The organism is Streptomyces nitrosporeus, assembly GCF_008704555.1.
In the GTDB taxonomy this organism is placed as follows: domain Bacteria; phylum Actinomycetota; class Actinomycetes; order Streptomycetales; family Streptomycetaceae; genus Streptomyces; species Streptomyces nitrosporeus.
In genome coordinates this window covers 7,287,587-7,310,136 of sequence record NZ_CP023702.1, presented here as the reverse complement: position 1 = coordinate 7,310,136, position 22,550 = coordinate 7,287,587, and the positions used below count along the sequence as shown (strand labels likewise).

Genomic DNA, 22,550 nt, shown 5'->3' with positions numbered 1-22,550 from the left:
CCGCGACCGATCGTGGAACGCCGGTACGGACGGCGCGAGATTTGTGAACCGTTCAGGTGAGGAGTGGGCCGGAGCCTTTCCGCGAGGGCATGGACACTGCATCCGTCCCGCGTCCGAGCTGGAGCTGCTGATGAACGAGAACGTCGTCCACCGTGTGCCGGTCCTCATCGTGGGCGGCTCCCTGGTGGGCCTGTCCGCCTCCGTCTTCCTGAGCCGGCTCGGTGTCCGCCATCTCCTGGTCGAGAAGCACGCGGGCACCTCGACCCATCCGCGCGGGCGGGGCAACAACGTCCGCACGATGGAGATCTTCCGTACGGCGGGGGCGGAGCGGCTGATCAGGGACGCCGCGTCGGTGCTGTCCGGCAATCACGGCATCCTGCAGGCCCCGTCGCTCACCGGCGGCGAACAGGACTGGCTGTTCAAGGAGATCGACCCGGGCGGCGGCCTGGCGCGGTTCAGCCCGAGCGGCTGGTGCCTGTGCAGCCAGAACGACCTGGAACCCGTTCTGGTCGGCCACGCCCGCGCCCTGGGCAGTGATCTGCGCTTCTCCGCGGAGATGCTCGGTTTCGAGCAGGACGCCGACGGGGTCACGGCGGTGGTGAAGGACCGGGAGACCGGGGAGCACACCACGGTGCGCGCCGACTACCTGGTGGCGGCCGACGGGCCGCGCAGCCCGGTCCGGGAGCAGCTGCGGATCGGGCAGACCGGTCCGGGCGACCTGTTCCACAACGTGAGCATCACGTTCCGCTCGCGCGGTCTCGCGTCGGTGGTCGGTGATCGGCGGTTCATCGTCTGCTACCTGACGAACCCGAAGGCCGACGGGGCGCTGCTGCCGGTGGACAACGTGGAGCGGTGGGTGTTCCACGCGCCGTGGAAACCCGAACTGGGCGAGACCATGGAGGACTTCACCGACGACCGGTGTGTGGCGCACATCCAGGAGGCGGTCGGCGCGCCCGGCCTGGACGTGGAGATCACCGGCAAGGCTCCGTGGCACGCGGCGGAGCGGGTCGCCGAGCGGTACGGGTCGGGACGGGTCTTCCTCGCGGGTGACGCGGCCCACGAGATGTCACCGACCGGGGCGTTCGGCTCGAACACGGGGATCCAGGACGCGCACAACCTGGCGTGGAAGCTGGCCGCCGTGGTCCGTGGGGAGGCGGGTCCCGGTCTTCTGGAGACGTACGAGGCGGAACGGCTGCCGGTGGCACGGGCCACGAGCGCACGGGCGTCGTCGCGCTCGCAGGAGCACAGCCACCCCGGTTACGCGGCCCCCGAGGGCCCGGCGGGCGGTCCCCGGGGCGGCATGCTCACGGTGGCGCTGGGATACCGCTACGGGCGGGGCGCGGTGCTGGGCGCCGGTCCGGCCGGTCCGGTGGTGCCGGAGCGCATGGGCCTGACGGGCGAGCCCGGCACCCGCGCACCGCATCTGTGGGTGCGCCGGGCCGGTACGCGCGTCTCGACCCTGGATCTGTACGAGCGGTCGTTCGTGCTGCTCTGCGACGCGGACCGCCCCGAGTGGCGGGCGGCGGCGTCACGGGTCGCGGAGCGGCTGGGGATCCGGCTGGACGCCTACGCCGTCGGGGCGGGCGCCGGGGCGGACCTGGAGGCCGAGGAGGGGGGCGACTGGGCCGCCGCGCACGGTACGGGGGCGGACGGCGCCGTGCTGGTGCGTCCGGACGCCTTCGTGGCCTGGCGTTCGCCGGGCGCGGTGGAGGACCCGGAGACCGTGCTGTACGACGCGCTCACGGCGCTGCTGCACCGGGACTGAGCGGGACGGCCGCCGGGCGGGCGTCCCGGCCCGCCCGGCGGTTTCAGCCCCGGCGGTTTCAGCCCCGGCCGATCCCGAAGGAGGCGAGCGCGGCGAGGAATCCGTCCGGGTTGTCGGCGTGTACGAGATGCCCGGCGTCGACCGGGGCGTAGCGGCCGCCGGGTGTCCGTCCGGCCGGCGAGCGGAGCTGTTCCTGGTCGACGTGGCTGCGGGTGCCGCCGATGACGAGTGTGGGGGCGGTGATCCGGCCGAGGTGCTCGCGTATCCCCGGGTCCGGGTCGTTCAGCCATTCGTCGGTGGCGGGGACCACCGGCCAGTCGAAGCCGAGCGTTCCGGGCGGCCGTTCGGCGGGTGGGCGGGGCGGGTCGAGCGGGACCGGGGGCGGCGGTTCCTCGAGGACGAGCCGGCCGACCAGCCCGGGGTGCCGCTGGGCGAGGAGCAGCGCGGCCGTCCCGCCGGCCGAGTGCCCGATGAGGGTCGCTCCGGCCAGGCCGCGGGCCTCCAGGAAGCCGTGCAGGTCGTCGCGGAAGAGCTCGAAGGAGTAGCGGCCGGGCCAGTCGCTGAGGCCGTGGCCCCGGAGGTCGAGCGCGTACACCCGGTGGTGTGCGCCGAGCCGCGCGGCGACGCCGGCCCAGTCGCGGCTGTCGCCGCCCCGCCCGTGTGCCAGAACGAGGGGCGGGGCCGAGGGGTCGCCCCAGGTGCGGTGGGCCAGGCGGATGCCGCCTGCCCGCACACTGCTGACGGCGGGATCGAGGAAGGCCTCGACGGTCCGGGCGAAGGTGCCGGGATCGTCGATCCACGGGTAGTGGCCGGCCCCGGGCTGGACGGCGAGTTCCGCGTGCGGGAAGAGAGCGGCGAGCTGTGCCGCCCGGTCGGGGCGGGGGCCCGCGTCGTGCTCCCCCGCGACGACCAGGACCGGTGCCGCCAGTTCTCCCAGGGCGGCGACGGTGGCGGCGGGGTCGAAGGCGCCCTCGGCGTAGTGGAAGGAGGCGGCCTCCGTGTTGGTCTGCGCTGCCGCGCCGGCGGCGTGCGCCCGGGCGGTGGCGTCCCAGCGCCCGTAGGTCAGCGGCGCGACGGCCGACCGGGCCGCGTCGGTCACCCGCCCGGCCAGGATCTCCTCCAGAGCCGCACGGGCTTCGGCGTACCAGGGTTCACCGGCGCTGCGTGCCGCCGCCTCGCGCAGTTCCCGGCCGGTGACGGGGAGGCCGGCGGCGCGGGTGCCCGGGGTGATGAGGGTGAGGGTGCGCAGCCGTCCGGGGTGGCGCGCCGCGTAGAGGACGGCGAGGTTCGCCGCCGCCGAGTGGGCCAGCAGGTCGATGTGCCCGAGGCCGAGGTGGACGCGCAGTGCCTCGACGTCACCGACGAGCCGGTCGCACCGGTAGGCCGACGGGTCGTCGGGGGCGGCCGAGCCGCCGGTGCCGCGCGGGTCGGGCAGGACCAGCCGGCGGGTCCGGGAGAGGCCCCCGAGGTCGCCGAGGTAGGCGGAGGCCCGCAGAGGGCCGCCCGGCAGGCAGATCAGTGGCTCTCCCCGGCCGAGGAGGCGGTAGGCGAGTACGGCCCCGTCGGGGGCGGTGAAGGTCGGCATGGCCGCCATCCGAACAGCACCGGCCGCGGGGTGCGGGACTCTATGCTCTCGGCGAAGCGGGCCGTGCGGGACCGCCGCCCGCCACTCGCCGTCCCGGAGGTGCGCTGATCAGGTGAGCGGGGCGGAGAAACGGTCCCTCAGCTCTCTCTTGAGGATTTTCCCGCTGGCGTTGCGCGGGAGGCCGTCGACGAACAGGACCTTCTTCGGGGCCTTGAAGTGGGCGAGCCGCCGGCGTGCGTGCGCGATCAGTTCCTCCTCGGTGGCCTCGCCCCGGAGCACGACCACGGCGGTGACCGCTTCGATCCACCGCTCGTCCGGGAGCCCCACCACGGCGGTCTCGGCCACGGCCGGGTGGGTGTAGAGGGCGTCCTCCACCTGGCGCGAGGCGACCAGTACGCCTCCGGAGTTGATGACGTCCTTCACCCGGTCGACGACGGTGAAGTACCCCTCGGCGTCACGCACCGCGAGGTCACCCGAGTGGAACCAGCCGTCCCGGAACGCCTCGGCGGTCTCCTCGGGCTTGTCCCAGTAGCCCCGGCAGAGCTGGGGCGAGCGGTAGACCACCTCGCCGGCCGTGCCGTGCGGCACCTCCCGGCCCTCCTCGTCGACGACCTTCGCCTCGACGAAGAGGACCGGCCGGCCGCAGGAGTCCATCCGCCCCTCGTGTTCGCCGGGGCCGAGGACGGTGGCGAGCGGGCCGATCTCGCTCTGCCCGAAGCAGTTGTAGAACGCCAGGTCCGGCAGCCGTTCGCGCAGACGTTCCAGCACGGGCACGGGCATGATCGACGCGCCGTAGTACGCCTTGCGCAGGGCACCGAGGTCACGGGTGGCGAAGTCCGGGTGGTTGGCGAGGCCGATCCAGACGGTCGGCGGGGCGAAGAGGCTGTCCGCCTGCCCGGCCTCGACCAGGTCGAAGATCCGGTCCGCGTCGGGGGCGTCCAGGATGGTGTTCTCCGCGCCGACCGCGAGGTAGGGCAGCAGGAAGACGTGCATCTGCGCGGAGTGGTAGAGCGGCAGCGAGTGCACGGGCCGGTCGGTGGCGCGCAGGTCGAGCGCGGTGATGGCGCTGACGTACTCGTGGACCAGGGCGCCGTGCGTCATCATCGCGCCCTTGGGCTGGGCGGTGGTGCCGGAGGTGTACAGCAGCTGCGCCAGGTCGTCCGCGCCGGGGGCCTGTCCGGGGGTGAAGGGCCGGGGGTCGTCCAGGGCGTCGAGGAGCGAGCCGGGCGCGTCGCGCAGCGCGCGTACCGGGCGGCCGGCGGGGACGCGCCCGGCGAGGCCGGGATCGGTGAGGACGAGGGAGCTGCCGGACTGGGCGAGGATGTACGCGAGGTCCTCGCCGGTGAGGTTCTGGTTGACCGGTACGTGGACCAGGCCGGCCCGGGCGCAGGCCAGGTAGGCGATCAGGTAGACGTCCGAGTTGTGGGCGTAGGAGGCGACCCGGTCGCCGGGGCGCAGCCCGTGGTCGGCGGTGAGGACGGCGGCGGCCGTGCCGACCGCCGTGTCCAGCGCCTCGTAGGTCCAGACGCGCGAGGCGTACCGGACGGCGGTGCGCCCCGGGGTGCGCCGGGCACTGCGGGTCACGACCTGGTCGACCGTACTGCTGCGTACACCGTTCATGGCGTGATCCTGGGCCGACGGGGGCCGGGGGTCAAGGGGCCGGCGGTGCGGGCTTGCGCGGGGTGCGGCCGGGTGGGACGTGTGCTCCGGGCCGGGCGGGCCGTGTGGAGGGCTCGGGTGTCAGGGGCTGATCGCCAGGAAGACGAACGCGGCGAAGATCGCCAGATGGACGCCGCCCTGGAGCAGAGTGGCCCGGCCGGGTACGACCGTCAGCGCGCCCACCACCACGGTCAGCGCGAGGAGCACCAGGTGGGTGGAGTTCAGCCCCAGGTGCAGGGGCCCGTCCAGCCAGACCGAGGCGAGCGCGATGACGGGGATGGTGAGGCCGATGCTGGCCATCGCCGAGCCCAGGGCGAGGTTGAGGCTCGTCTGGACGCGTTCCCGGCGGGCCGCCCGTACGGCGGCCAGGGTCTCCGGCAGGAGTACCAGGAGGGCGATGACCACACCGACCACCGCCTGCGGCATGCCCGCGGCGGCGACTCCCGACTCCACGGCGGGTGACACCGACTTGGCGTTGCCGACGACCGCGACGAGTGCGACCAGGAGCATGACCAGGCTGAGGACCGTCTCCCTGCGGCCGGGCGGCGGTGCGGCGTGGTCGTCCCTGCGCAGCCGGCCGTCCTGGGTGAGCGGCAGGAAGTACTCGCGGTGCCGGACGGTCTGCACGGCGACGAACAGTCCGTACAGGAGCAGCGAGGCCACAGCCGCGAAGCCGAGCTGGGCGGGGGAGAACTCCGGGCCCGGCTTCCCGATGGTGAAGGTCGGCAGGACCAGGCTGAGGGTGGCCAGGGTCGCCACCGTCGCCAGTGCGGCGCCCGTTCCCTCGGCGTTGAAGACGGCGACCCGGCTGCGGAGGGCGCCGACCAGGAGGCAGAGGCCGACGATGCCGTTGCAGGTGATCATGACCGCGGCGAAGACGGTGTCCCGGGCCAGTGCCGATGCCTCGGGGCCCCCGTCGAGCATGAGGATGACGATCAGGGCCACTTCGATGAAGGTCACGGCGACGGCGAGGATGAGCGAACCGTAGGGGTCGCCGACCCGGTGGGCGATGACCTCCGCGTGGTGGACGGCGGCGAGGACGGCGCCCGCGAGGCAGAGCGCGACCATGACGACGGCGAAGGCGGGAAGGGCGCGGCCCCAGCTGAGGACGAGTGCCACGACCGCCGCCGCGGGCACGGCGACGGTCCACCGGCCGGTCAGGCCCCGGGCCGTCGCGCTCGCGTCCATGGGGCACAGGCTGCCAGAGGGGACCGGTGGACGCCCGGCGGGACATGGCCGCGGTCCGGTACTTCTCGGCCGGGTCCGCGCGGTGGGCGACTTTGGGGGCGCGCGGCTCCGGCGCCTTGCGCGGCTTCGCCGCCGCGAACGCCGGGGCGGGTGCGCCCCGAGGGGAACTGACGCGACGTCACATAGTTTCCGCGGCCGGGGGCCCACGGGGCACCGGAGGTGACAGTAACCTCTGCCCGGAAAGAAGTTTCAGGATCGGACGGGATTTCGAAAATTACTTTCGCTCCGGTGGTGTGCCGCCGGCCGAGGGAAGGGGACCGCGATGACCGGGGACGTGTCGGGCGAGGGGATGAGCCGCCGGAGGCTGGGCGGCGGGATACTGGCGCTGGGCGGCGCACTGGCGCTCGCGCCGGTCCCGTTCGCGGGGACGGCGGGAGCCGCGGTCGCCGCGGAGCGGGGCACGGGGGCCCCGGGCACGGTATCGGCGACCGGGACGGGTATGGGATCGAGGCCGGACGGCCCCACGCTGCGCCGCGGCCCGGCGGCGCGCGCCGGGCTGCTGCAGGACCAGCTCGACCTGCTCGTGTCCGACGCGGAGAGGTACCTGGCCGGCTCCCCCCGGCATCCGTGGTACGCCGGGGCGGTGCTGCTGGCCGGGAGGGGCGGCACCGTGGCGCTGCACCGGCCGATCGGTACGGCGGTGCGCTACGCGGCGTACGACGAGAAGACCGACACCGGGGTGGAACTGCCCGCGGACCAGCAGATCCCGATGGCGCGGGACACGGTCTTCGACCTGGCGTCGGTCTCGAAGCTGTTCACGTCGCTCCTGGCCGTGCAGCAGATCGAACGGGGCGCGCTGGAGCTGGAGGCGGCGGTCGCGTCCTATCTTCCCGACTTCGCGGGCGGCGGCAAGCAGGACGTCACCATCCGTCAGCTGCTCACCCACACCTCGGGGTTCCGGGCGTGGATCCCGCTGTACGCGGAACCGACACGCGAGGGAAAGCTGCGCCTGCTGTGGGAGGAGGTGCCCGCTTCCGCCCCCGGCACGGTCTACCTCTACTCCGACCTCAACCTGATCTCGTTGCAGCTGGTCCTGGAAGAGATCACCGGCCGCACCCTGGATGTCCTGCTCCACGACGAGATCACCGCTCCGCTCGGGATGCGCCGCACCCGGTACAACCCGCCGGACTCCTGGAAGCCGAAGATCGCGGCGACCGAGGACGCGCGGCGGCCGTGGTCGGGACTGGACCGCGGGATGATCCGCGGCGAGGTGCACGACGAGAACGCCTACAGCCTGGGCGGGGTCGCCGGGCACGCAGGGGTCTTCTCCTGCGCCTGGGACCTCGCCGTGCTGGCCCGCACCCTGCTCAACGGCGGTGTCTACGGCCGGGCCCGGATCCTGTCCCCGGAGTCGGTGGACCTGCTGTTCACCGACTTCAACACCGCCTTCCCGGGTGATGAGCACGGCCTGGGCTTCGAGCTCTACCAGCACTGGTACATGGGCGCGATGGCCACTCCGCGCAGCGCGGGCCACACCGGTTTCACCGGCACCAGCCTGGTCCTCGACCCCACCACGGACTCCTTCCTGATCGTCCTGGGCAACTCGGTGCACCCGGTGCGCAGCTGGCGCTCGGGCAGCGCGCCGCGGGTCGCCACGGCCAACCGGATGGCGCGTGCGGTGCCGGTCCGCCCGGCCCGGGGGCGTACCGCGTGGTTCTCCGGCATGGACAACGCCACCACGTCCACCCTCGCCCTGCCCGTACTGCGGCCGGCGTCCGCGGACGCGGTACTGCGCTGCTCGCTGTGGTGGGACACCGAGCCGTCCTCGGACTTCCTGTACCTGGAGGCGTCGGCCGGCGCCGGGGCCTCCTGGCTTCCGGTGCCGTTCACGACCCGGCCCTCCGGCGGGGAGCCGGGCGGGACACGGTCGCATCCGGAGGGCTCCGTCTCCGGCTGGTCGGGACGGGTCTGGCACCGGCTGGAGGCGGATCTCTCGCCGTGGAGGGGCACGGCGGTCCGGCTCCGCTGGCGCTGTACGGCCGACCAGCTGTACGTCGGACGGGGCGTGTACGTGGACGGGGTGCGCGTCGAGGACGGGAACCGCACCCTCTTCGACGGCGGCAGGCCCTTTGACGCACGGCGCTTCGAGGCGTCGGGATGGTCCGAGTCCTCCGACTGACCGGATCCCGGCCGGCTGGGCGGCCGGCACGGTCGGGGCCCCGCGGCCAGGGGCTTCTCGGTGCGCACCGGGTCCGGCGCGGCGGGCGGGTCCGCAGCGCCGGGCCCGGTGCGCGTGTGCGCCGCGGCCGGGCGGGCCGGGGACGTACGCCCGGCGCCCGGGGCACCGCGCGCCGAGCACCGGGACGCGCGGGCCGAGGGCATGCCGGTACCCGCCGCCGCACCGGCCGCCGGCGGCAGGGCCCGGGCCGGACGCACCGTCAGGCCACAGGGCCACGGCAGCCGTGGACGGGTATCGAAAGTTTCGCAATCCTTCTCCGACACTTTTCGTGCCCCCTCCGCGCGATGATGACCCACCTGCCGGAAGAATCCGGAAACCACACCATCTGCCCAGGCCACGCGGTCGCCCTCCCTCAGATGAGCGGCTGTTCGCTCGGAAATATTTCGGAAACCTACCGTTGACGCGTTCTTCCCGGCACGCGCATACTCTCCCTCGCCCCCCTGTTCCACCGCTCCTCCCCTGCCCGCGGTGTCCTTCGGCACGCCTCCGGCAGACGGCTGCACAGCACCTCGAACGGTCCGATCCCCCCTGTCCGGGCACTCTGTCCGACACGCCCGGCAACCGGAAGAAGAGGCTGGACAACGTGATGGCCCAGAAAACTCCCGGCGGCTCCCCCGGCCGCCTGACCCGGCGGGCGCTCTCCGTCCTGACGGCCGGTGTGCTGGCTGCGGCCGGTGTCGTCTCGCTCGCCGGAACGGCCGAGGCCACCGGTGCCCTCGGTGACGCGGCGGCCGCGAAAGGCCGGTACTTCGGTGCGGCCGTAGCCGCCAACCACCTCGGCGAAGCACCGTACGCGTCCACGCTGAACGCCCAGTTCGGCTCGGTCACGCCCGAGAACGAGATGAAGTGGGACGCGCTCGAGAGCAGCCGCGGCTCCTTCAACTTCTCCGCCGCCGACCGGATCGTCGACCACGCCCGGGGCCAGGGCATGAAGGTGCGGGGGCACACCCTGGTGTGGCACTCGCAGCTGCCGGGGTGGGTCTCGGGCCTGGCCGCCACCGACCTGCGCGCGGCGATGAACAACCACATCACCCAGGTGATGACGCACTACAAGGGCGAGATCGACTCGTGGGACGTGGTGAACGAGGCGTTCCAGGACGGCGGCAGCGGCGCCCGGCGCAGTTCGCCCTTCCAGGACAAGCTCGGCAACGGCTTCATCGAGGAGGCGTTCCGCACCGCCCGCGCGGTCGATCCCGGTGCCAAGCTCTGTTACAACGACTACAACACCGACGGCCAGAACGCGAAGAGCAACGCGGTCTACGCCATGGTGAAGGACTTCAAGCAGCGCGGTGTCCCGATCGACTGCGTGGGCTTCCAGTCCCACTTCAACAGCAACTCGCCCGTCCCGTCCGACTACCGGGCCAACCTGCAGCGCTTCGCCGACCTCGGTGTCGACGTCCAGATCACGGAGCTGGACATCGAGGGCTCCGGTTCCGCCCAGGCGGCCGACTACACCACCGTGGTGAACGCGTGTCTGGCGGTGTCACGCTGCACCGGCATCACCGTGTGGGGTGTCACCGACAAGTACTCGTGGCGCAGCGGCGGCACCCCTCTGCTGTTCGACGGCGACTACAACAAGAAGCCGGCGTACGGCGCGGTGCTGGCCGCGTTGGGCGGGTCCGACGGCGGCGGTGACGGCGGCGGCACCGGCGCCTGCACGGCGACGTACACGCAGACCGCCACCTGGAACGGCGGGTACAACGGGCAGGTGACCGTCAAGGCCGGCAGCGCGGGCATCACCACCTGGTCGGTGCCGGTCACGGTCCCCTCCCCGCAGAAGGTGTCGGCCCTCTGGAACGGTGCCCCCGCCTGGGACGCCGGCGGCACCGTGATGACGGTGAAGCCCACGTACAACGGGACGCTCGCGGCCGGGGCCTCGACGAGTTTCGGGTTCACCGTCACCTCCAACGGCAGCACGGCGGCCCCCGTCGTGGGTGCCTGCACCGCCTCCTGACCACGACGGGCCGGGAGGCACCCACCGGCCGGGACGGGGCGCGGTGACCCCCGCACCCACCGTGCCCTGTTCCGTGTGTCCGCACCGTCCGGCCGTCCGGCCGGGCGGTGCGGCGCGCCGTGGTCACGGCCGGGGCCCGCACGGCGGGCGCCCGGTCAGCGGCCGAGTACCGCCATCGCCGCGTTGTGGCCCGGCACCCCGCTGACCCCGCCGCCCCGCACCGCCCCCGCGCCGCAGAGCAGCACATTGGCGTGTGCGCTCTCCACGCCCCACCGCCCGCTCGTCCCGGTGCCGTGGGGGAAGGAGAGGTCGCCGTGGAAGATGTGGCCGCCGGGCAGGCCGAGTTCGCGTTCGAGGTCGAGCGGCGACTTCGCCTCGACACACGGGCGGCCGTCGCCGTCGAGGGCCAGGCAGTCGGCGAGCGGCTCCTCCAGATGGGCGTCGAGCTGTGCGAAGGCCGCCTCCACCAGGGCCGTGCGGGCCGTCTCGTTGTCCTCGGCGAAGAGCCGGGCGGGGGTGTGCAGACCGAACAGGGTGAGGGTCTGGTAGCCGCGGGCCGCCAGATCGGGGGCGAGGACGGACGGATCGGTCAGGGAATGGCAGTAGATCTCCGACGGTGGCACGGCGGGCAGCCGGCCCGCCGCAGCCTCCCGGTACGCCTGTGCCAACTGCGCGTACCCTTCCGCCACATGGAAGGTGCCGGCGAACGCGTCCCGCGGGTCGACGGACCGGTCCCGCAGCTTCGGCAGCCGGGTGAGCAGCATGTTCACCTTGAGCTGGGAGCCCTCGGCCGGGGCGGGCGGTTCCTCGCCGAGCAGCGCGGACAGGGTGTGCGGTGAGGCGTTGACCAGGACCTGCCGGGCACCGATCACCTGCTCGCCGTACTCCGAGCGCACGGTGACCTCGGCCCGGGTCCCGTCGGTGTCGATACGGGTCGCCTCGTGGAGCACCCGGACCTCGGCCCCCGCCGTACGTGCGGCGCCGGCCAGGGCGTCCGTGAGCGCGCCCATCCCTCCGACGGGGACGTCCCAGTCGCCAGTGGAGCCGCCGATCACGTGGTAGAGGAAACAGCGGTTCTGGATCAGCGACGGGTCGTGGGCGTCGGCGAATGTACCGATCAGCCCGTCGGTGAGCACCACTCCGCGTACCAGGTCGTCGGTGAAGTACTCCTCCACGGCGGCTCCCAGGGGCTCCTCGAACAGCGCGCGCCAGGCGTCGGGGTCGTCGACGCGGGCCCGCAGCGCGTCGCGGCCGGGCAGGGGTTCGGTGAGCGTCGGGAAGACCCGCCCGGCGACCCGCCGGGTCATCGCGTGGAACCGCAGCCAGGACTCGTACTCCCTCTCGCCGCCGGTGAGCCGGGCGAAGGATTCCCTGGTCCCCGGCCCCCCGGCCAGCAGTCCGCCGGGCCGGCCGTTCCGCAGGGCGGGTGTGTACGAGGAGACGGTGCGCCTGCGCACGGTGAAGCCGAGGCCGAGGTCGTCGACGATCTTCCGCGGGAACAGCGAGACGAGGTAGGAGTAGCGGGAGAGCCGGGCGTCGACGCCCCGGAACGTCCGGGTGGAGACCGCCGCGCCGCCGGTGCGGGCGAGGCGTTCCAGGACGAGGACGGACCGGCCGGCGCGGGCGAGGTAGGCGGCGGCCACCAGGCCGTTGTGGCCGCCTCCGACGACCACCACGTCGTAGCCGCCGTGCGCGGGCCTGCCGGGTGAGGGGGTCTCTGCTGCGGACATGCCCCTTGGTAACACGGCGGGCCCGGGAGCGGCCAGGCCGCGTGGCACCGCCGCGCCCCGGAAACCGGTACGGAACGCGCGGGCGCTGTGGGAGGGTTCGTACGGATGATCCTCTCCCCGGCCCCTGGAGAACCATGACGGCGCCCGCACGGCCGGCCCCGCTGCTTGACCGGTCCTGCGAACGGCTGGTGAAACGGATCACGGGTCCGTCCGCCGACAGCGGCAACGGAACGGATGTACCCGTGCCCGCCTTGACGGACGAGGAGTTCTTCCGGGAGCCGGTCCCCGGGTGCTGGTCGGTCCGCCGCCGTTTTGGGGGTCCGGGGCCGGGCGCGTCCTCGCTGTCCGGGGCGGGCGAGTGGGGCCGTGACACGGCGGCCTTCCCCATCCGTCCCCACCTCCGTTCACCACCTTGGCCCGGCGTCTGAGCCACCTCGCCGAGCTGCTGACGCCGCACGCCGACCACACCGGCGGGAGCCGCTCTCCGACCCGGGAGGACTACCGGACCGCCGGTGACGCCGCCGGCGCGGTCGCGGCCTTCGAGGCGGGGGCCGGCGCCTGGCGGGCGGTCCTGCTCGGGGCCGACGACAGCGCGCTCGACACCGTGGGGTACTGCTCCTATCCGTACGGCAGCGATCCGGAGGACCCGTTCCTCTCCACGGTGTGGTGGGTGAACCAGGAAGTGCTGCACCACGGGGCCGAGATCGCCCTGCTCCGCGATCTCTACCGGGCCCGCGCCTGAGGGGCCGTCCCGCCGCCGGGCCGGCTCTTCCGCTTCCGCCTCCGCAGAAAACTTGACGCTACGTCAGTCGCCTGTCCCCGGCCGCGCGCGCAACGACGCGACGCGCCGGTACAGTTCGACCGCCTCCGCGTCGCGTCCGAGCTGCTCCAGGCAGTGCGCCTCGTCGTTGCGGGCGGCGAGGGTGTCCGGGTGGCCGGGGCCCAGCACCCGTTCCCTGGCTTCGGCGACCGCCCGGTAATGGGTGAGGGCCTCGGCCCAGCGGCCGAGCCAGCCGAGGCCGACGGCCACCTCCCGTCTGCTGACGAGGGTGTCGGGGTGGCCGGGACCCAGGACGCGTTCACGCAGTACGCACACCTCGCGGGCCTCGGCCAGCGCCTCCTCCCAGCGGGCCAGCCGTCCGAGGTTGACGCCGAGGCCGTGCCGGGCGCGCAGGGTCTCGGGGTCTTCGGGGCCGCTGACCCGGGTGCGGTCCTCGGTGAGCGCGCGGTACAGCTCCAGCGCTTCGGCGCTGCGGCCCAGTCTGCCGAGGCTGATGCCGGTCTCGTAGCGGGCGGCCAGGGTGTCGGGGTGGTCGGCACCGAGCACCGCGGCACGGGCCGCCGCGACCTCCCGGTAGGTCTGCAGGGCCTCCGCCCAGCGGTCCATCTGCCCCAGTGTGTACGCGACTTCGTACAGGGTGACCAGGGTGTCGGGGTGCGTGGCGCCGAGCAGCCGGGTGCGCGCGGCGGCCACCTCGCGGGCCATCCGGTACGAGTCCTCCAGGCGGCCCAGCCGGCTGAGGTTGAAGGCCAGGTTGTGGCGGCAGCGCAGGGTGTCCGGGTGGTCGGGGCCCATGGTGCGCTCCCGGGACGCGAGCACCACGGCGTACACCTGGTGGGCCTCGAAGTGCCGGCCGAGCTGGCCCAGGACGTACGCCGTCTCCTGCCGGGCCGCCAGCGTCTCCGGGTGGTCGGGTCCCAGGACGCGTTCGCGGCCTTCGGCCACCCGGCCGAACTCGCGCAGTGCCTCGGCGGCGTGTCCCGTACGGCTGAGGGTGAACCCCACCTCGTACCGGCTGGCCAGGGTGTCGGGATGGTCGGGGCCCAGGGTCCGCTCACGTGCGGCGGCGACCGACCGGTGGACCTCGCCGGCCTCAGCCCAGTGGCCCAGCCGCGCCAGGTTGAGGCCGGCGCTGTGCCGGCCGGCGAGGACGGCCGGCGGTTCGGGCGCGGCCGGGCCGGTGCCGATACCGGCCGTCCGGGTGCCGGTCGTCCAGGACCCGGTGAGCCCGGCCGAGGGGTCGGCCGGTTCCGCTGCCGCCGGCGCGGCCCCGGCCGCCTTGTGACCGGTGGTCATGCCGCGTGTCCACCCGGGGAGCCGGGGTTCGCCCACCGCGGGGTGCGGCACGGGGACGGGCGGGGCGAGGACGACCCGGCCGGTGGTGGGGAGCAGGGGCCGGCCGCCGGTCCGGCCGACGGCGATGCGCTGCCGCAGGTCGCCCGCGTCGGCGGGGCGCGCGTCGGGCTTCTTGGCGAGCAGGTCGAGGACGACGCGGTCGAAGAAGCCGGGCAGTTCGGCCCGGTGGGCGCGCGGCGGTTCGGGCACGGTGTCCCGGTGTCCGACGAGGACGGCCCAGGCGTCGTCCTGGTCGAACGGGGGCACGCCGGTGGCGATCTCGTACAGCACGCAGCCCAGCGAGTAGAGGTCGCTCCGGTGGTCGACCTCGCCGCCGCTGATCTGCTCGGGCGACATGTAGTGCGGGGTGCCCATGGCGATGCCGGTGCCGGTGAGGCGTGAGGTGAAGCCGATGTCGTGGCCGAGCCGGGCGATCCCGAAGTCGCAGATCTTCACCGTGCCGTCGGCGAGCCGCATGATGTTGGCGGGCTTGAGGTCGCGGTGCACGATGCCCTGCTGGTGGGTGTAGCCGAGGGCGTCGGCGACCTGTTCGGCGATGTCGACCACGTCGGGCACCGGCAGCGGGTGCTGGGCGTTGTCCTCCAGGAGCTGGCTGAGGTTGCGCCCCTCCAGCAGCTCCATGACCAGGTACAGCACCCCCTCCGACTCCCCGAAGTCGTGGACGACGGTGACGCCCCGGTGCTGGAGGGAGGCGGCCACCCGCGCCTCCCGGCGGAAGCGTTCACGCAGGACGCGGGTGAAGGACCGGTCCTGCTGGGGGCCGAGCGGTTTGAGGCACTTGACCGCGACCTGGCGGCCCAGGGATTCGTCGCGGGCCCGCCACACCTCTCCCATGCCGCCGCGTCCGATCAGATCGAGCAGCCGGTACCGGCTCTGGATCAGCCTGGTGTCCGCCATCTCCCGCAGTCGCCCCCGTCGTGTCGCCTACTCCCGCGCCCTCCCCGGCCCGTCCAGTATGGCGGCCGGTCCGGGCGGCCCGTGCGGGGAGGGGCGGCTGCCCGGGCCGAGCCGGCGCATCGCTCCCAGGACGTGCCCCGGCGGCAGGGACCACCGCAGACGTGCGGGGACGGCGCGCAGCGTCCTTCCGGTGGCGCGCAGACGGCGGTCGACGGCCGCCGGGGGCGGTGCGGGCCTGCCGTACAGGGCGTGGGCGTACGGGGGCAGCGAGTCGTAGGCGAGTTCCGCCACCCGCCGCCACAGCAGTGCCCGTGCGGGTGCCAGCAGAACGTGCACGGGCGGGTCGTGCAGGAAGTCGTCGACCTCCCGGGCGTCCGCCCCGGCGGCGAGTCGCGGGCGGACCCCGGCGAAGTAGGCCCGCATCGCCCCGGTGGTGGCGGGGACCCCGGACGGGTCGAGGCCGACCAGGCGCGCGGACACACGCTGTTCGTCCAGATAGCGGTCGGCCTGGGCGTCGGTGAGCGGGTAGCCGGAGCGGCGCAGGACCTGGAGGTAGGAGTCGGCCTCGGCGCAGTGCACCCAGAGCAGCAGGCCGGGTTCGTCGACGCCGTAGGTCTCGCCGGTGTCCGGGTCGGTGGCCTTCAGCCGGCGGTGGATGCCGCGTACCCGTGCGCCGTACTTCTCGGCGGCGGCCGTGGTGCCGTAGGTGAGGGTGCCGACGAAACCGGCCGTGCGCATCAGCCGCCCCCAGGCGTCCTCGCGGAAGTCGGAGTTCTCCATGACGCCGCGTACGGCTCGCGGGTGCAGGGCCTGGAGGTAGAGGGCGCGTACGCCGGCGACCCACATCATGGGGTCGGCGTGCAGCTGCCAGGTGACGGACCGGGGTCCGAACAGGCCCGGATCGGCGTGGCTCATCGGCTCGTGCCTTCCGCTCGGGGATGGAACGGCGGGGCCCGGAGGGCCGTCGCCCCCAGTATGGCTGCGCGGCGGCGGTGCGCGTAGGCCGCGGCCGCTCAGCGCCGGACGGCCCGCAGGACGACGAACTTCGGGTCGCCGGCCACGGTGGCGCAGTTGCCGAAGATCCGCCGCAGCTGGGTGTGGTAACCGAGGTGCCTGTTGCCGACCACCCACAGCTCACCGCCGGGGCGCAGCGCGGCGCGGGCTCCGTGGAACATGCTGCGGGCGGTGGCGTCGGTGACCGCCTGGTGCGAGTGGAAGGGCGGGTTGCTGAGGACCAGGTCGACGCTCCCGGGGGGTACGTCCGTCATCGCGTCGCCGGCCACGAAGCGTGCCTCGGCGCCGGCGGGCGTGTTGGCGCGGAAGGTCTCCTCCGCGGAGGCGAGGGCCTGGTACGACTCGTCTATGAAGGTGAGCGCGGCCCCGGGGTTGGCCAGCGCGGCGGCGGTGCCCACGACGCCGTTGCCGCAGCCGAGGTCCACGACGCGGTCGGGTCCGGTACGGGCGGGCAGGTGGCCCAGGAAGAACCGGGTGCCGATGTCCAGCCGCTCGGCGCAGAAGATGCCCGCGTGGTTGGTGACGGTCCGGCCCGCCATGACGCCGATGTCCCCGGGCAGCTCGTAGCGGTGGGGCCAGGGGCTCGGGGTGCGCGGCAGCGAAGGGTCGGGGGTGCAGAGGATGAGCCTGGCCTTCTTCACCGCGAGCGAGGTGCGGGTGGGGCCGATGAGCCGTTCGAAGAGCTGGAGGGTGGAGGTGTGGATCTCCTTCACCATGCCGGTGCCGATCACGACGGTCCCCGCGTGCACGGCCGGGGCCAGCCGGTGCAGCTGGTCCTCCAGCAGCGCGAGGCTCTTCGGCACCCGTACGAGCAGGAGGTCGATCCGCTCCGGCGGGGTGTCGCGCGCCGAGAGCATCCGTACCGCGTCCGGGCCGATGCCGTTGCGCGCGAGGTTGGCGGAGGTGGCCCGCTGCCCGAGGTAGGAGTCCGTGATCTGTACGGGGCGGTGCCCGGCCAGCGCCGTGGCGAGGGCTCCCCAGCGGTCGCCGACCACGGCGACGGTGCCCGTGACGGCGACCGGGTCACCGCCGTCCGCGCCGTCCAGCCGCCGCAGCAGGTACTCGTCGGCCGCGTCCCACGCACGGAGCGGGTCGCGGGGGTTCTCGGGGAAGCGTGCGAGGCCGAGTTCGCCCGCGGACGTCGTCAAACGGTTCATATCGCGTCCAGGCTAGCCGAGGGCGGGGAGCGTCACGCACGCTCCCCGCCCCGGCCGTCCCGCACGGGCCGCTGAGGGCGGCTCCGGTCTCACGGGAGCCGTTTGTCGACGGCCGTCCTGCCCTCCTGGGCCAGCCTGCGCTCGGCCCACGCGAGATTTTCCGGGGTCAGATCCCGTCCCGACGCGAGAACCAGGTCCTCCGCGGAGGGCTGTTCGCTTCCGCCGGTGTGCAGCAGACGGTCGGGGGTGCCCCCCGGGCCGCTCCGCCCGGATACGGATGTGGATTCGGACTCTTCGCTCATACCGCCTCCTCGTCCTTGCGGTAATTCTCGCGCCGGAACGGCTTCCCTGCATCCGAGGCCGGGACCGCCGGAAGGCGTCACTTGACTTGCACATGATGAATACGCAACGTTCACACGACCGGTACTCCGCGTGTGCCAAGCTCCCGGCAGACCACAGACCGCCCCCCGGCACCGCTCCCCCACGCACCCCGGTGGCGGCGGAGCGGACCGCCCCCTGCCCGGAGAGGACACCCCCATGTCCGTCCACCGCCGTATCTACGCGCGTCCACTGCTGGCGGCCATCGCCTCGGTCGCCGTGCTCACCGGCCTCGCGGCCGCCGCGCCGGCCGCCGCGACCGCCGGGAACTCCGCCGCCGCCCTCGACGACACCTACTACCGGGACGCGCTCGGCAGGACCGGCGCCGCGCTCAAGAGCTCGCTGCACACCATCGTCAGCGACCAGACGAAGCTCTCCTACTCCCAGGTCTGGGACGCCCTCAAGGCCACCGACGAGGATCCCTCCGACCCCTCCAGCGTGATCCTCCTGTACACCGGCCGCTCGCAGTCGAAGAACGACAACGGCGGCAACGTCGGCGACTGGAACCGGGAACACGTCTGGGCCAAGTCGCACGGCGGCTTCGGCACCGCGACCGGTCCCGGCACCGACATCCACCATCTGCGGCCGACGGACGTCCAGGTCAACTCGGTCCGCGGCAACAAGGACTTCGACAACGGCGGGAGCGCCGTGGCGGGCGCTCCCGGCAACTACACCGACGGCGACTCCTTCGAGCCCCGCGACGCGGTCAAGGGCGACGTCGCCCGCATGATCCTCTACATGGCCGTCCGGTACGAGGGCGACGACGCCTTCGCCGACCTGGAACCGAACGACAGGGTGGGCAACGGGTCCGCTCCGTACATCGGCCGGCTGTCGGTCCTGAAGCAGTGGAACCAGGAGGACCCGCCGGACAGCTTCGAGAAGAACCGCAACCAGGTCATATTCGACCGGTTCCAGCACAACCGGAACCCGTTCATAGACCACCCGGAATGGGTCGAGGCGATCTGGTAGACGGACACGGCACGGGGCCGGGGTGCCGGGGCGATGCCCCGCTCCCCGGCCCCGTGGCGCGTGCGGTCACTCCGCGTCGCGCCCGAAGACCTCCCGCGCCCCGGCGGCGGCGACGATGGCAGCGCCCGGCAGGAACAAGAGAATAATTCGCCCATATTAGGATCAAAAGGTATGAATTGACACGTCGAGCCGTCCGCTCCGCCACGGAGCGGTCCCGGCTCCGCGAACCCCGAGCCCTCCGGAGGGAACATGGATACGGACGCCCTGACCGCCGGCACGCTGCAGAGACTTCGGGCGACCCGGCCCTATCCGGCCCTGTCCCTGACGATGCCGACCCACCGCCGGGCCCCCGACAACGCCCAGGACGCGGTACGGCTGCGCAACCTGGTGGCGGAGGCCGGCAACCGGCTGGACGCCGACCCCCGGGTGAGCCGGGAGGCCGGGGACGCCGTGAAGGCCCAGCTGGAACGCGCGGTCACCGACGTCGACCAGCGCCGCGCCCTGGAGTCCCTGGTCGTCCTGGCCGACGCGGACGAGTACCAGATCTGGCGGCTGCCCCGCACCGCGCCGGAGCGTGTGGTCCTCAGCGACTCCTACCTCACGCGCAACCTGGTCGCGGCCAAGGCGGGAGCGCAGCTGTTCTGGGTGCTGAACTTCTCCGCCGAGCACGCGGCGCTGTGGTCCGGCACGGTCGAGGGGCTGCGTGAGGAGAAGGGGCGGGGCTTCCCGCTGAGCCCTCCGCACGAGAACTTCGACCCGGAGCGCCAGGCCCGCAGCGGAGACGCGCCGAGCATCTACGTCAGCGAGGACACCCGCAGCTTCTTCCGCACGGTCGACGAGAGGCTGCGCGGAGTGCTGGCCGCCGATCCCCGTCCGCTGTTCCTCATCGGTCTGCCGCAGGCGCTCTCCCTGCTGGAGGACGTCGGCGAGTGCGCCCGGACCGCTGCCTGCAAGGTCGCGAAGGGGACCACCGCGGAGACGACCGCGGCGGAGCTGTCCCGCGAGCTGGAGACCGCACTGGAGGACTGGCGCGCGCAGGGGGCCGCAGCCGTACGGGACCGGCTCGACGCCGCACGCGGTGCGAAGACCTTCGCGGGCGGCCTGGACGAGGTCTGGGCGGCCGCGAAGGAGGGGCGGGTGGGACTCGTCGCGGTCGAGGAGCACTTCCAGCGGACGGTCAGGGTCACCGAGGGGCATCTGGTGGCCGTGGATCCGGCGGACGTCGCTCCGGGGGACGAGGAGGTCCGCGAGGACATCGTGGACGAGCTCATCGAGACGGTGCTGGACAACGGCGGTGAGGCGGTGTTCGTCGCCGACGACTCGCTCGCCGACCACGGACGCGTGGCGGCCGTCCTGCGCTTCTGACGGTTCCGAAGGCGCGCCGGGCCGCGGGGCGGCGCCCCGGCCGCGGATCACGGAACGCCGGACGCACCGGGGCCGGCCCGCGCACCGGGGCGGGCCGGCCCCTTCTTCCGTGACGGTGCCTCAGCCGTCCCAGGACCAGTCGGCCACCTCGGGCAGGTCCGTGCCGTGTTCCCGGATCCAGTCGTGGTGGCGGGTGCGGACGTCCGCCATCGCCTGGCGCAGGGCGACGGCCCGTACGCCCAGTCCGGGCACCCGGTCGATGACGTCCATGACCAGCCGGTAGCGGTCCAGGTCGTTGCGGACCACCATGTCGAAGGGTGTGGTGGTGGTCCCCTCCTCCTTGTAGCCGCGCACGTGCAGATGCGGGTGGCCGGCCCGCCGGTAGGCGAGCCGGTGCACCAGCCACGGGTAGCCGTGGTAGGCGAAGATCACGGGCTTGTCCCGGGTGAACAGGGCGTCGTACTCCGCGTCGGGCATCCCGTGGGGGTGCTCCCCGTGCGGCAGCAGCCGTGTCATGTCCACCACGTTCACCACCCGGACGGCCAGTTCCGGCAGATGGTGCCGCAGCAGGCTCGCGGCGGCCAGCGTCTCCAGGGTGGGGACGTCCCCGGCGCAGGCGAGCACGACGTCGGGCTCGCGGCCGCCGTCCTCGGTGCCGGCCCACTCCCACGCCCCGGCCCCCCGCGCGCAGTGGGCGCGCGCCTGGTCGAGGGTGAGCCAGTCGAAGCCCGGCTGCTTCCCGGCGACGACCACGTTGACGTAGTCGCGGCTGGCGAGGACGTGCCCGGCGGTGACCAGCAGGGTGTTGGCGTCCGGCGGCAGGTAGACGCGCACCACCTCGGGCGACTTGTTGAGGACGTGGTCGACGAAACCGGGGTCCTGGTGGGAGAAGCCGTTGTGGTCCTGGCGCCAGACGTGCGAGGTGAGCAGGTAGTTCAGTGAGGCGATGGGCCTGCGCCAGGGGAGCCGGCGCGAGGTACGCAGCCACTTGATGTGCTGGTTGACCATCGAGTCGACGATGTGGGCGAAGGCCTCGTAGGAGGAGAACAGACCGTGCCGTCCGGTCAGCAGGTAGCCCTCCAGCCAGCCCTGGCAGAGGTGTTCGGAGAGCACCTCCATCACGCGGCCGTCGCGGGAGAGGTGTTCGTCCGTGGGGAGCGTCCTGGCCTGCCATGCCTTGCCGGTGGCCTCGTACAGCGCGTCGAGGCGGTTGGAGGCGGTCTCGTCGGGGCCCACGACCCGGAAGTCCCTGCGTCCGGCGGTGGCCGCCATGACCTCTTCGAGCAGGCCGCCGAGGACGCGGGTCGGCTCGTGCAGGGCGGTGCCGGGCCGGTCGATGGGCACGGCGTGGTCCTCCAGGGGCGGCAGGGGCAGGTCCCTCAGGAGGAGCCCGCCGTTGGCGTACGGCGTCGCGCCGAGCCGGGCGGGTCCCTCGGGGACGTACCTGAGGACCTGTGCGGTGGGCCGGCCCGAGGGGTCGAAGAGTTCCTCCGGCCGGTAGGAGCGCATCCACGCCTCCAGTGCGCGCAGATGGTCCGGGTCGTCCCGGACGCCGGGCAGCGGGACCTGGTGGGCGCGCCAGGTCCCTTCGACGGGGAGCCCGTCGACCTCCTTCGGCCCGGTCCAGCCCTTGGGGGTACGGAGCACGATCAGCGGCCAGCGGGGGCGTTCGGTCACACCGTCCTCGCGGGCCGCCCGCCGGACGGCGGCGATCCGGTCGAGTGCGAGGTCGAGGGCCGCGGCCAGCGCGCGGTGCACGGCCTCGGGCTCGTCGCCCTCGACATGGAGCGGGTCGTGTCCGTAGCCGCGCAGCAGGGCGTCGAGTTCGTCCTCGGGCAGCCGGGCGAGCACCGTCGGGTTCGCGATCTTGTAGCCGTTGAGGTGGAGGATCGGCAGGACCGCGCCGTCGTGGACGGGGTCGAGGAACTTGTTCGAGTGCCAGGACGCCGCGAGCGGCCCCGTCTCGGCCTCGCCGTCGCCGATCACGCAGGCCACCACCAGGTCCGGGTGGTCGAAGGCCGCACCGTAGGCGTGGGTGAGCGCGTACCCCAGTTCACCGCCTTCGTGGATGGAGCCGGGTGTCTCGGGGGCGACGTGGCTGGGGACGCCGCCGGGGAAGGAGAACTGCTTGAACAGCGCGCCCATCCCGGCGGCGTCGCGGCCGATGCCGGGGTACGTCTCGGAGTAGCTGCCCTCCAGCCAGGAGTTGGCGAGCACGGCGGGGCCGCCGTGGCCGGGCCCCCAGACGCAGAGCGCGCTCAGGCCGCGCGCCTTGATCACCCGGTTGAGGTGGGTGTGCACCAGGTTCAGTCCGGGCGAGGTGCCCCAGTGGCCCAGCAGGCGCGGCTTGATGTGCTCCGGCGCGAGGGGTTCGGTCAGGAGGGGGTTGGCCATCAGGTAGATCTGGCCCACGGACAGGTAGTTGGCGGCCCGCCAGTGGGCGTCGAGGTCCGCGACCTCGGCGGCGGAGAGCACGTCCGCCGGGGGCGTGCGGGGGGTGCTGGTCATGGGCG

Annotated in this window: 14 protein-coding genes and 1 pseudogene; 6 read left to right on the top strand and 9 right to left on the bottom strand. The window is 73.5% G+C overall.

The features are described from left to right. The first annotated feature begins 130 nt into the window (after window positions 1-130). Window positions 131-1,765, top strand: coding sequence for an FAD-dependent oxidoreductase (locus CP967_RS32540; protein ID WP_150491405.1), 1,635 nt, complete (start codon window positions 131-133; stop codon window positions 1,763-1,765). Between the two features lie 58 nt (window positions 1,766-1,823). Here CP967_RS32540 and CP967_RS32535 read toward each other — a convergent pair whose 3' ends face one another. From CP967_RS32535 to CP967_RS32525, 3 genes are all read right to left on the bottom strand, one after another. Next, window positions 1,824-3,350, bottom strand: coding sequence for an alpha/beta fold hydrolase (locus CP967_RS32535; RefSeq protein ID WP_150491404.1), 1,527 nt, complete (start codon window positions 3,348-3,350; stop codon window positions 1,824-1,826). Between the two features lie 108 nt (window positions 3,351-3,458). Continuing rightward, the gene (locus CP967_RS32530; protein WP_150491403.1) at window positions 3,459-4,970 is read right to left on the bottom strand and encodes an acyl-CoA synthetase; all 1,512 of its coding nucleotides are present in this window, start codon (window positions 4,968-4,970) and stop codon (window positions 3,459-3,461) included. 120 nt (window positions 4,971-5,090) lie between these two features. Continuing rightward, window positions 5,091-6,197, bottom strand: a complete 1,107-nt coding sequence (locus tag CP967_RS32525) for a calcium:cation antiporter (RefSeq protein WP_150491402.1) — start codon at window positions 6,195-6,197, stop codon at window positions 5,091-5,093. A gap of 322 nt (window positions 6,198-6,519) precedes the next feature. On the opposite strand from CP967_RS32525, the gene CP967_RS32520 reads away from it, so the two are divergent. Next, window positions 6,520-8,376 (top strand): serine hydrolase domain-containing protein, encoded by a 1,857-nt coding sequence (locus CP967_RS32520; RefSeq protein ID WP_150491401.1) that lies wholly within the window; start codon window positions 6,520-6,522, stop codon window positions 8,374-8,376. Window positions 8,377-9,022: 646 nt separating this feature from the next. Then, window positions 9,023-10,390, top strand: coding sequence for a glycoside hydrolase family 10 protein (locus CP967_RS32515; RefSeq protein WP_150491400.1), 1,368 nt, complete (start codon window positions 9,023-9,025; stop codon window positions 10,388-10,390). A gap of 155 nt (window positions 10,391-10,545) precedes the next feature. Here CP967_RS32515 and CP967_RS32510 read toward each other — a convergent pair whose 3' ends face one another. Further along, window positions 10,546-12,120, bottom strand: coding sequence for a phytoene desaturase family protein (locus tag CP967_RS32510; protein WP_150491399.1), 1,575 nt, complete (start codon window positions 12,118-12,120; stop codon window positions 10,546-10,548). Window positions 12,121-12,254: 134 nt separating this feature from the next. Between CP967_RS32510 and CP967_RS32505 the strand changes: the two are divergent. After that, window positions 12,255-12,862 (top strand): annotated as a pseudogene (locus tag CP967_RS32505) (DinB family protein). 63 nt (window positions 12,863-12,925) lie between these two features. Here CP967_RS32505 and CP967_RS32500 read toward each other — a convergent pair. From CP967_RS32500 to CP967_RS32485, 4 genes are all read right to left on the bottom strand, one after another. Beyond that, window positions 12,926-15,154, bottom strand: coding sequence for a serine/threonine-protein kinase (locus CP967_RS32500; protein WP_150491398.1), 2,229 nt, complete (start codon window positions 15,152-15,154; stop codon window positions 12,926-12,928). A gap of 27 nt (window positions 15,155-15,181) precedes the next feature. Continuing rightward, on the bottom strand, window positions 15,182-16,069 hold the full coding sequence (locus CP967_RS32495) for an oxygenase MpaB family protein (protein WP_150491397.1): 888 nt from the start codon (window positions 16,067-16,069) through the stop codon (window positions 15,182-15,184). A 98-nt stretch (window positions 16,070-16,167) separates the two neighbouring features. Next, a complete protein-coding gene (locus CP967_RS32490) occupies window positions 16,168-17,325 on the bottom strand; it encodes a methyltransferase (RefSeq protein ID WP_150491396.1) in 1,158 nt (385 codons plus the stop codon). An 89-nt stretch (window positions 17,326-17,414) separates the two neighbouring features. Next, on the bottom strand, window positions 17,415-17,627 hold the full coding sequence (locus CP967_RS32485) for a hypothetical protein (protein WP_150491395.1): 213 nt from the start codon (window positions 17,625-17,627) through the stop codon (window positions 17,415-17,417). Between the two features lie 235 nt (window positions 17,628-17,862). Here CP967_RS32485 and CP967_RS32480 point away from each other — a divergent pair, with 235 nt between their 5' ends. Both CP967_RS32480 and CP967_RS32475 read left to right on the top strand, forming a co-directional pair. Further along, window positions 17,863-18,672, top strand: coding sequence for an endonuclease I family protein (locus CP967_RS32480; protein ID WP_150491394.1), 810 nt, complete (start codon window positions 17,863-17,865; stop codon window positions 18,670-18,672). A 249-nt stretch (window positions 18,673-18,921) separates the two neighbouring features. Beyond that, window positions 18,922-20,037: a baeRF3 domain-containing protein gene (locus CP967_RS32475; RefSeq protein ID WP_150491393.1), complete on the top strand. Its 1,116-nt coding sequence runs from the start codon at window positions 18,922-18,924 to the stop codon at window positions 20,035-20,037. A gap of 120 nt (window positions 20,038-20,157) precedes the next feature. Here CP967_RS32475 and CP967_RS32470 read toward each other — a convergent pair whose 3' ends face one another. After that, on the bottom strand, window positions 20,158-22,545 hold the full coding sequence (locus tag CP967_RS32470; protein WP_150491392.1) for a phosphoketolase family protein: 2,388 nt from the start codon (window positions 22,543-22,545) through the stop codon (window positions 20,158-20,160). Between the last annotated feature and the right edge of the window lie 5 nt (window positions 22,546-22,550).

Bases quoted from the DNA above. Each gene is read 5' to 3' on its own strand.
- CP967_RS32540 (WP_150491405.1), top strand. From the start codon at position 131: ATGAACGAGAACGTCGTCCACCGTGTGCCGGTCCTCATCGTGGGCGGC.
- CP967_RS32535 (WP_150491404.1), bottom strand. From the start codon at position 3,350: ATGCCGACCTTCACCGCCCCCGACGGGGCCGTACTCGCCTACCGCCTC.
- CP967_RS32530 (WP_150491403.1), bottom strand. From the start codon at position 4,970: ATGAACGGTGTACGCAGCAGTACGGTCGACCAGGTCGTGACCCGCAGT.
- CP967_RS32525 (WP_150491402.1), bottom strand. From the start codon at position 6,197: ATGGACGCGAGCGCGACGGCCCGGGGCCTGACCGGCCGGTGGACCGTC.
- CP967_RS32520 (WP_150491401.1), top strand. From the start codon at position 6,520: ATGACCGGGGACGTGTCGGGCGAGGGGATGAGCCGCCGGAGGCTGGGC.
- CP967_RS32515 (WP_150491400.1), top strand. From the start codon at position 9,023: ATGGCCCAGAAAACTCCCGGCGGCTCCCCCGGCCGCCTGACCCGGCGG.
- CP967_RS32510 (WP_150491399.1), bottom strand. From the start codon at position 12,120: ATGTCCGCAGCAGAGACCCCCTCACCCGGCAGGCCCGCGCACGGCGGC.
- CP967_RS32500 (WP_150491398.1), bottom strand. From the start codon at position 15,154: ATGGCGGACACCAGGCTGATCCAGAGCCGGTACCGGCTGCTCGATCTG.
- CP967_RS32495 (WP_150491397.1), bottom strand. From the start codon at position 16,069: ATGAGCCACGCCGATCCGGGCCTGTTCGGACCCCGGTCCGTCACCTGG.
- CP967_RS32490 (WP_150491396.1), bottom strand. From the start codon at position 17,325: ATGAACCGTTTGACGACGTCCGCGGGCGAACTCGGCCTCGCACGCTTC.
- CP967_RS32485 (WP_150491395.1), bottom strand. From the start codon at position 17,627: ATGAGCGAAGAGTCCGAATCCACATCCGTATCCGGGCGGAGCGGCCCG.
- CP967_RS32480 (WP_150491394.1), top strand. From the start codon at position 17,863: ATGTCCGTCCACCGCCGTATCTACGCGCGTCCACTGCTGGCGGCCATC.
- CP967_RS32475 (WP_150491393.1), top strand. From the start codon at position 18,922: ATGGATACGGACGCCCTGACCGCCGGCACGCTGCAGAGACTTCGGGCG.
- CP967_RS32470 (WP_150491392.1), bottom strand. From the start codon at position 22,545: ATGACCAGCACCCCCCGCACGCCCCCGGCGGACGTGCTCTCCGCCGCC.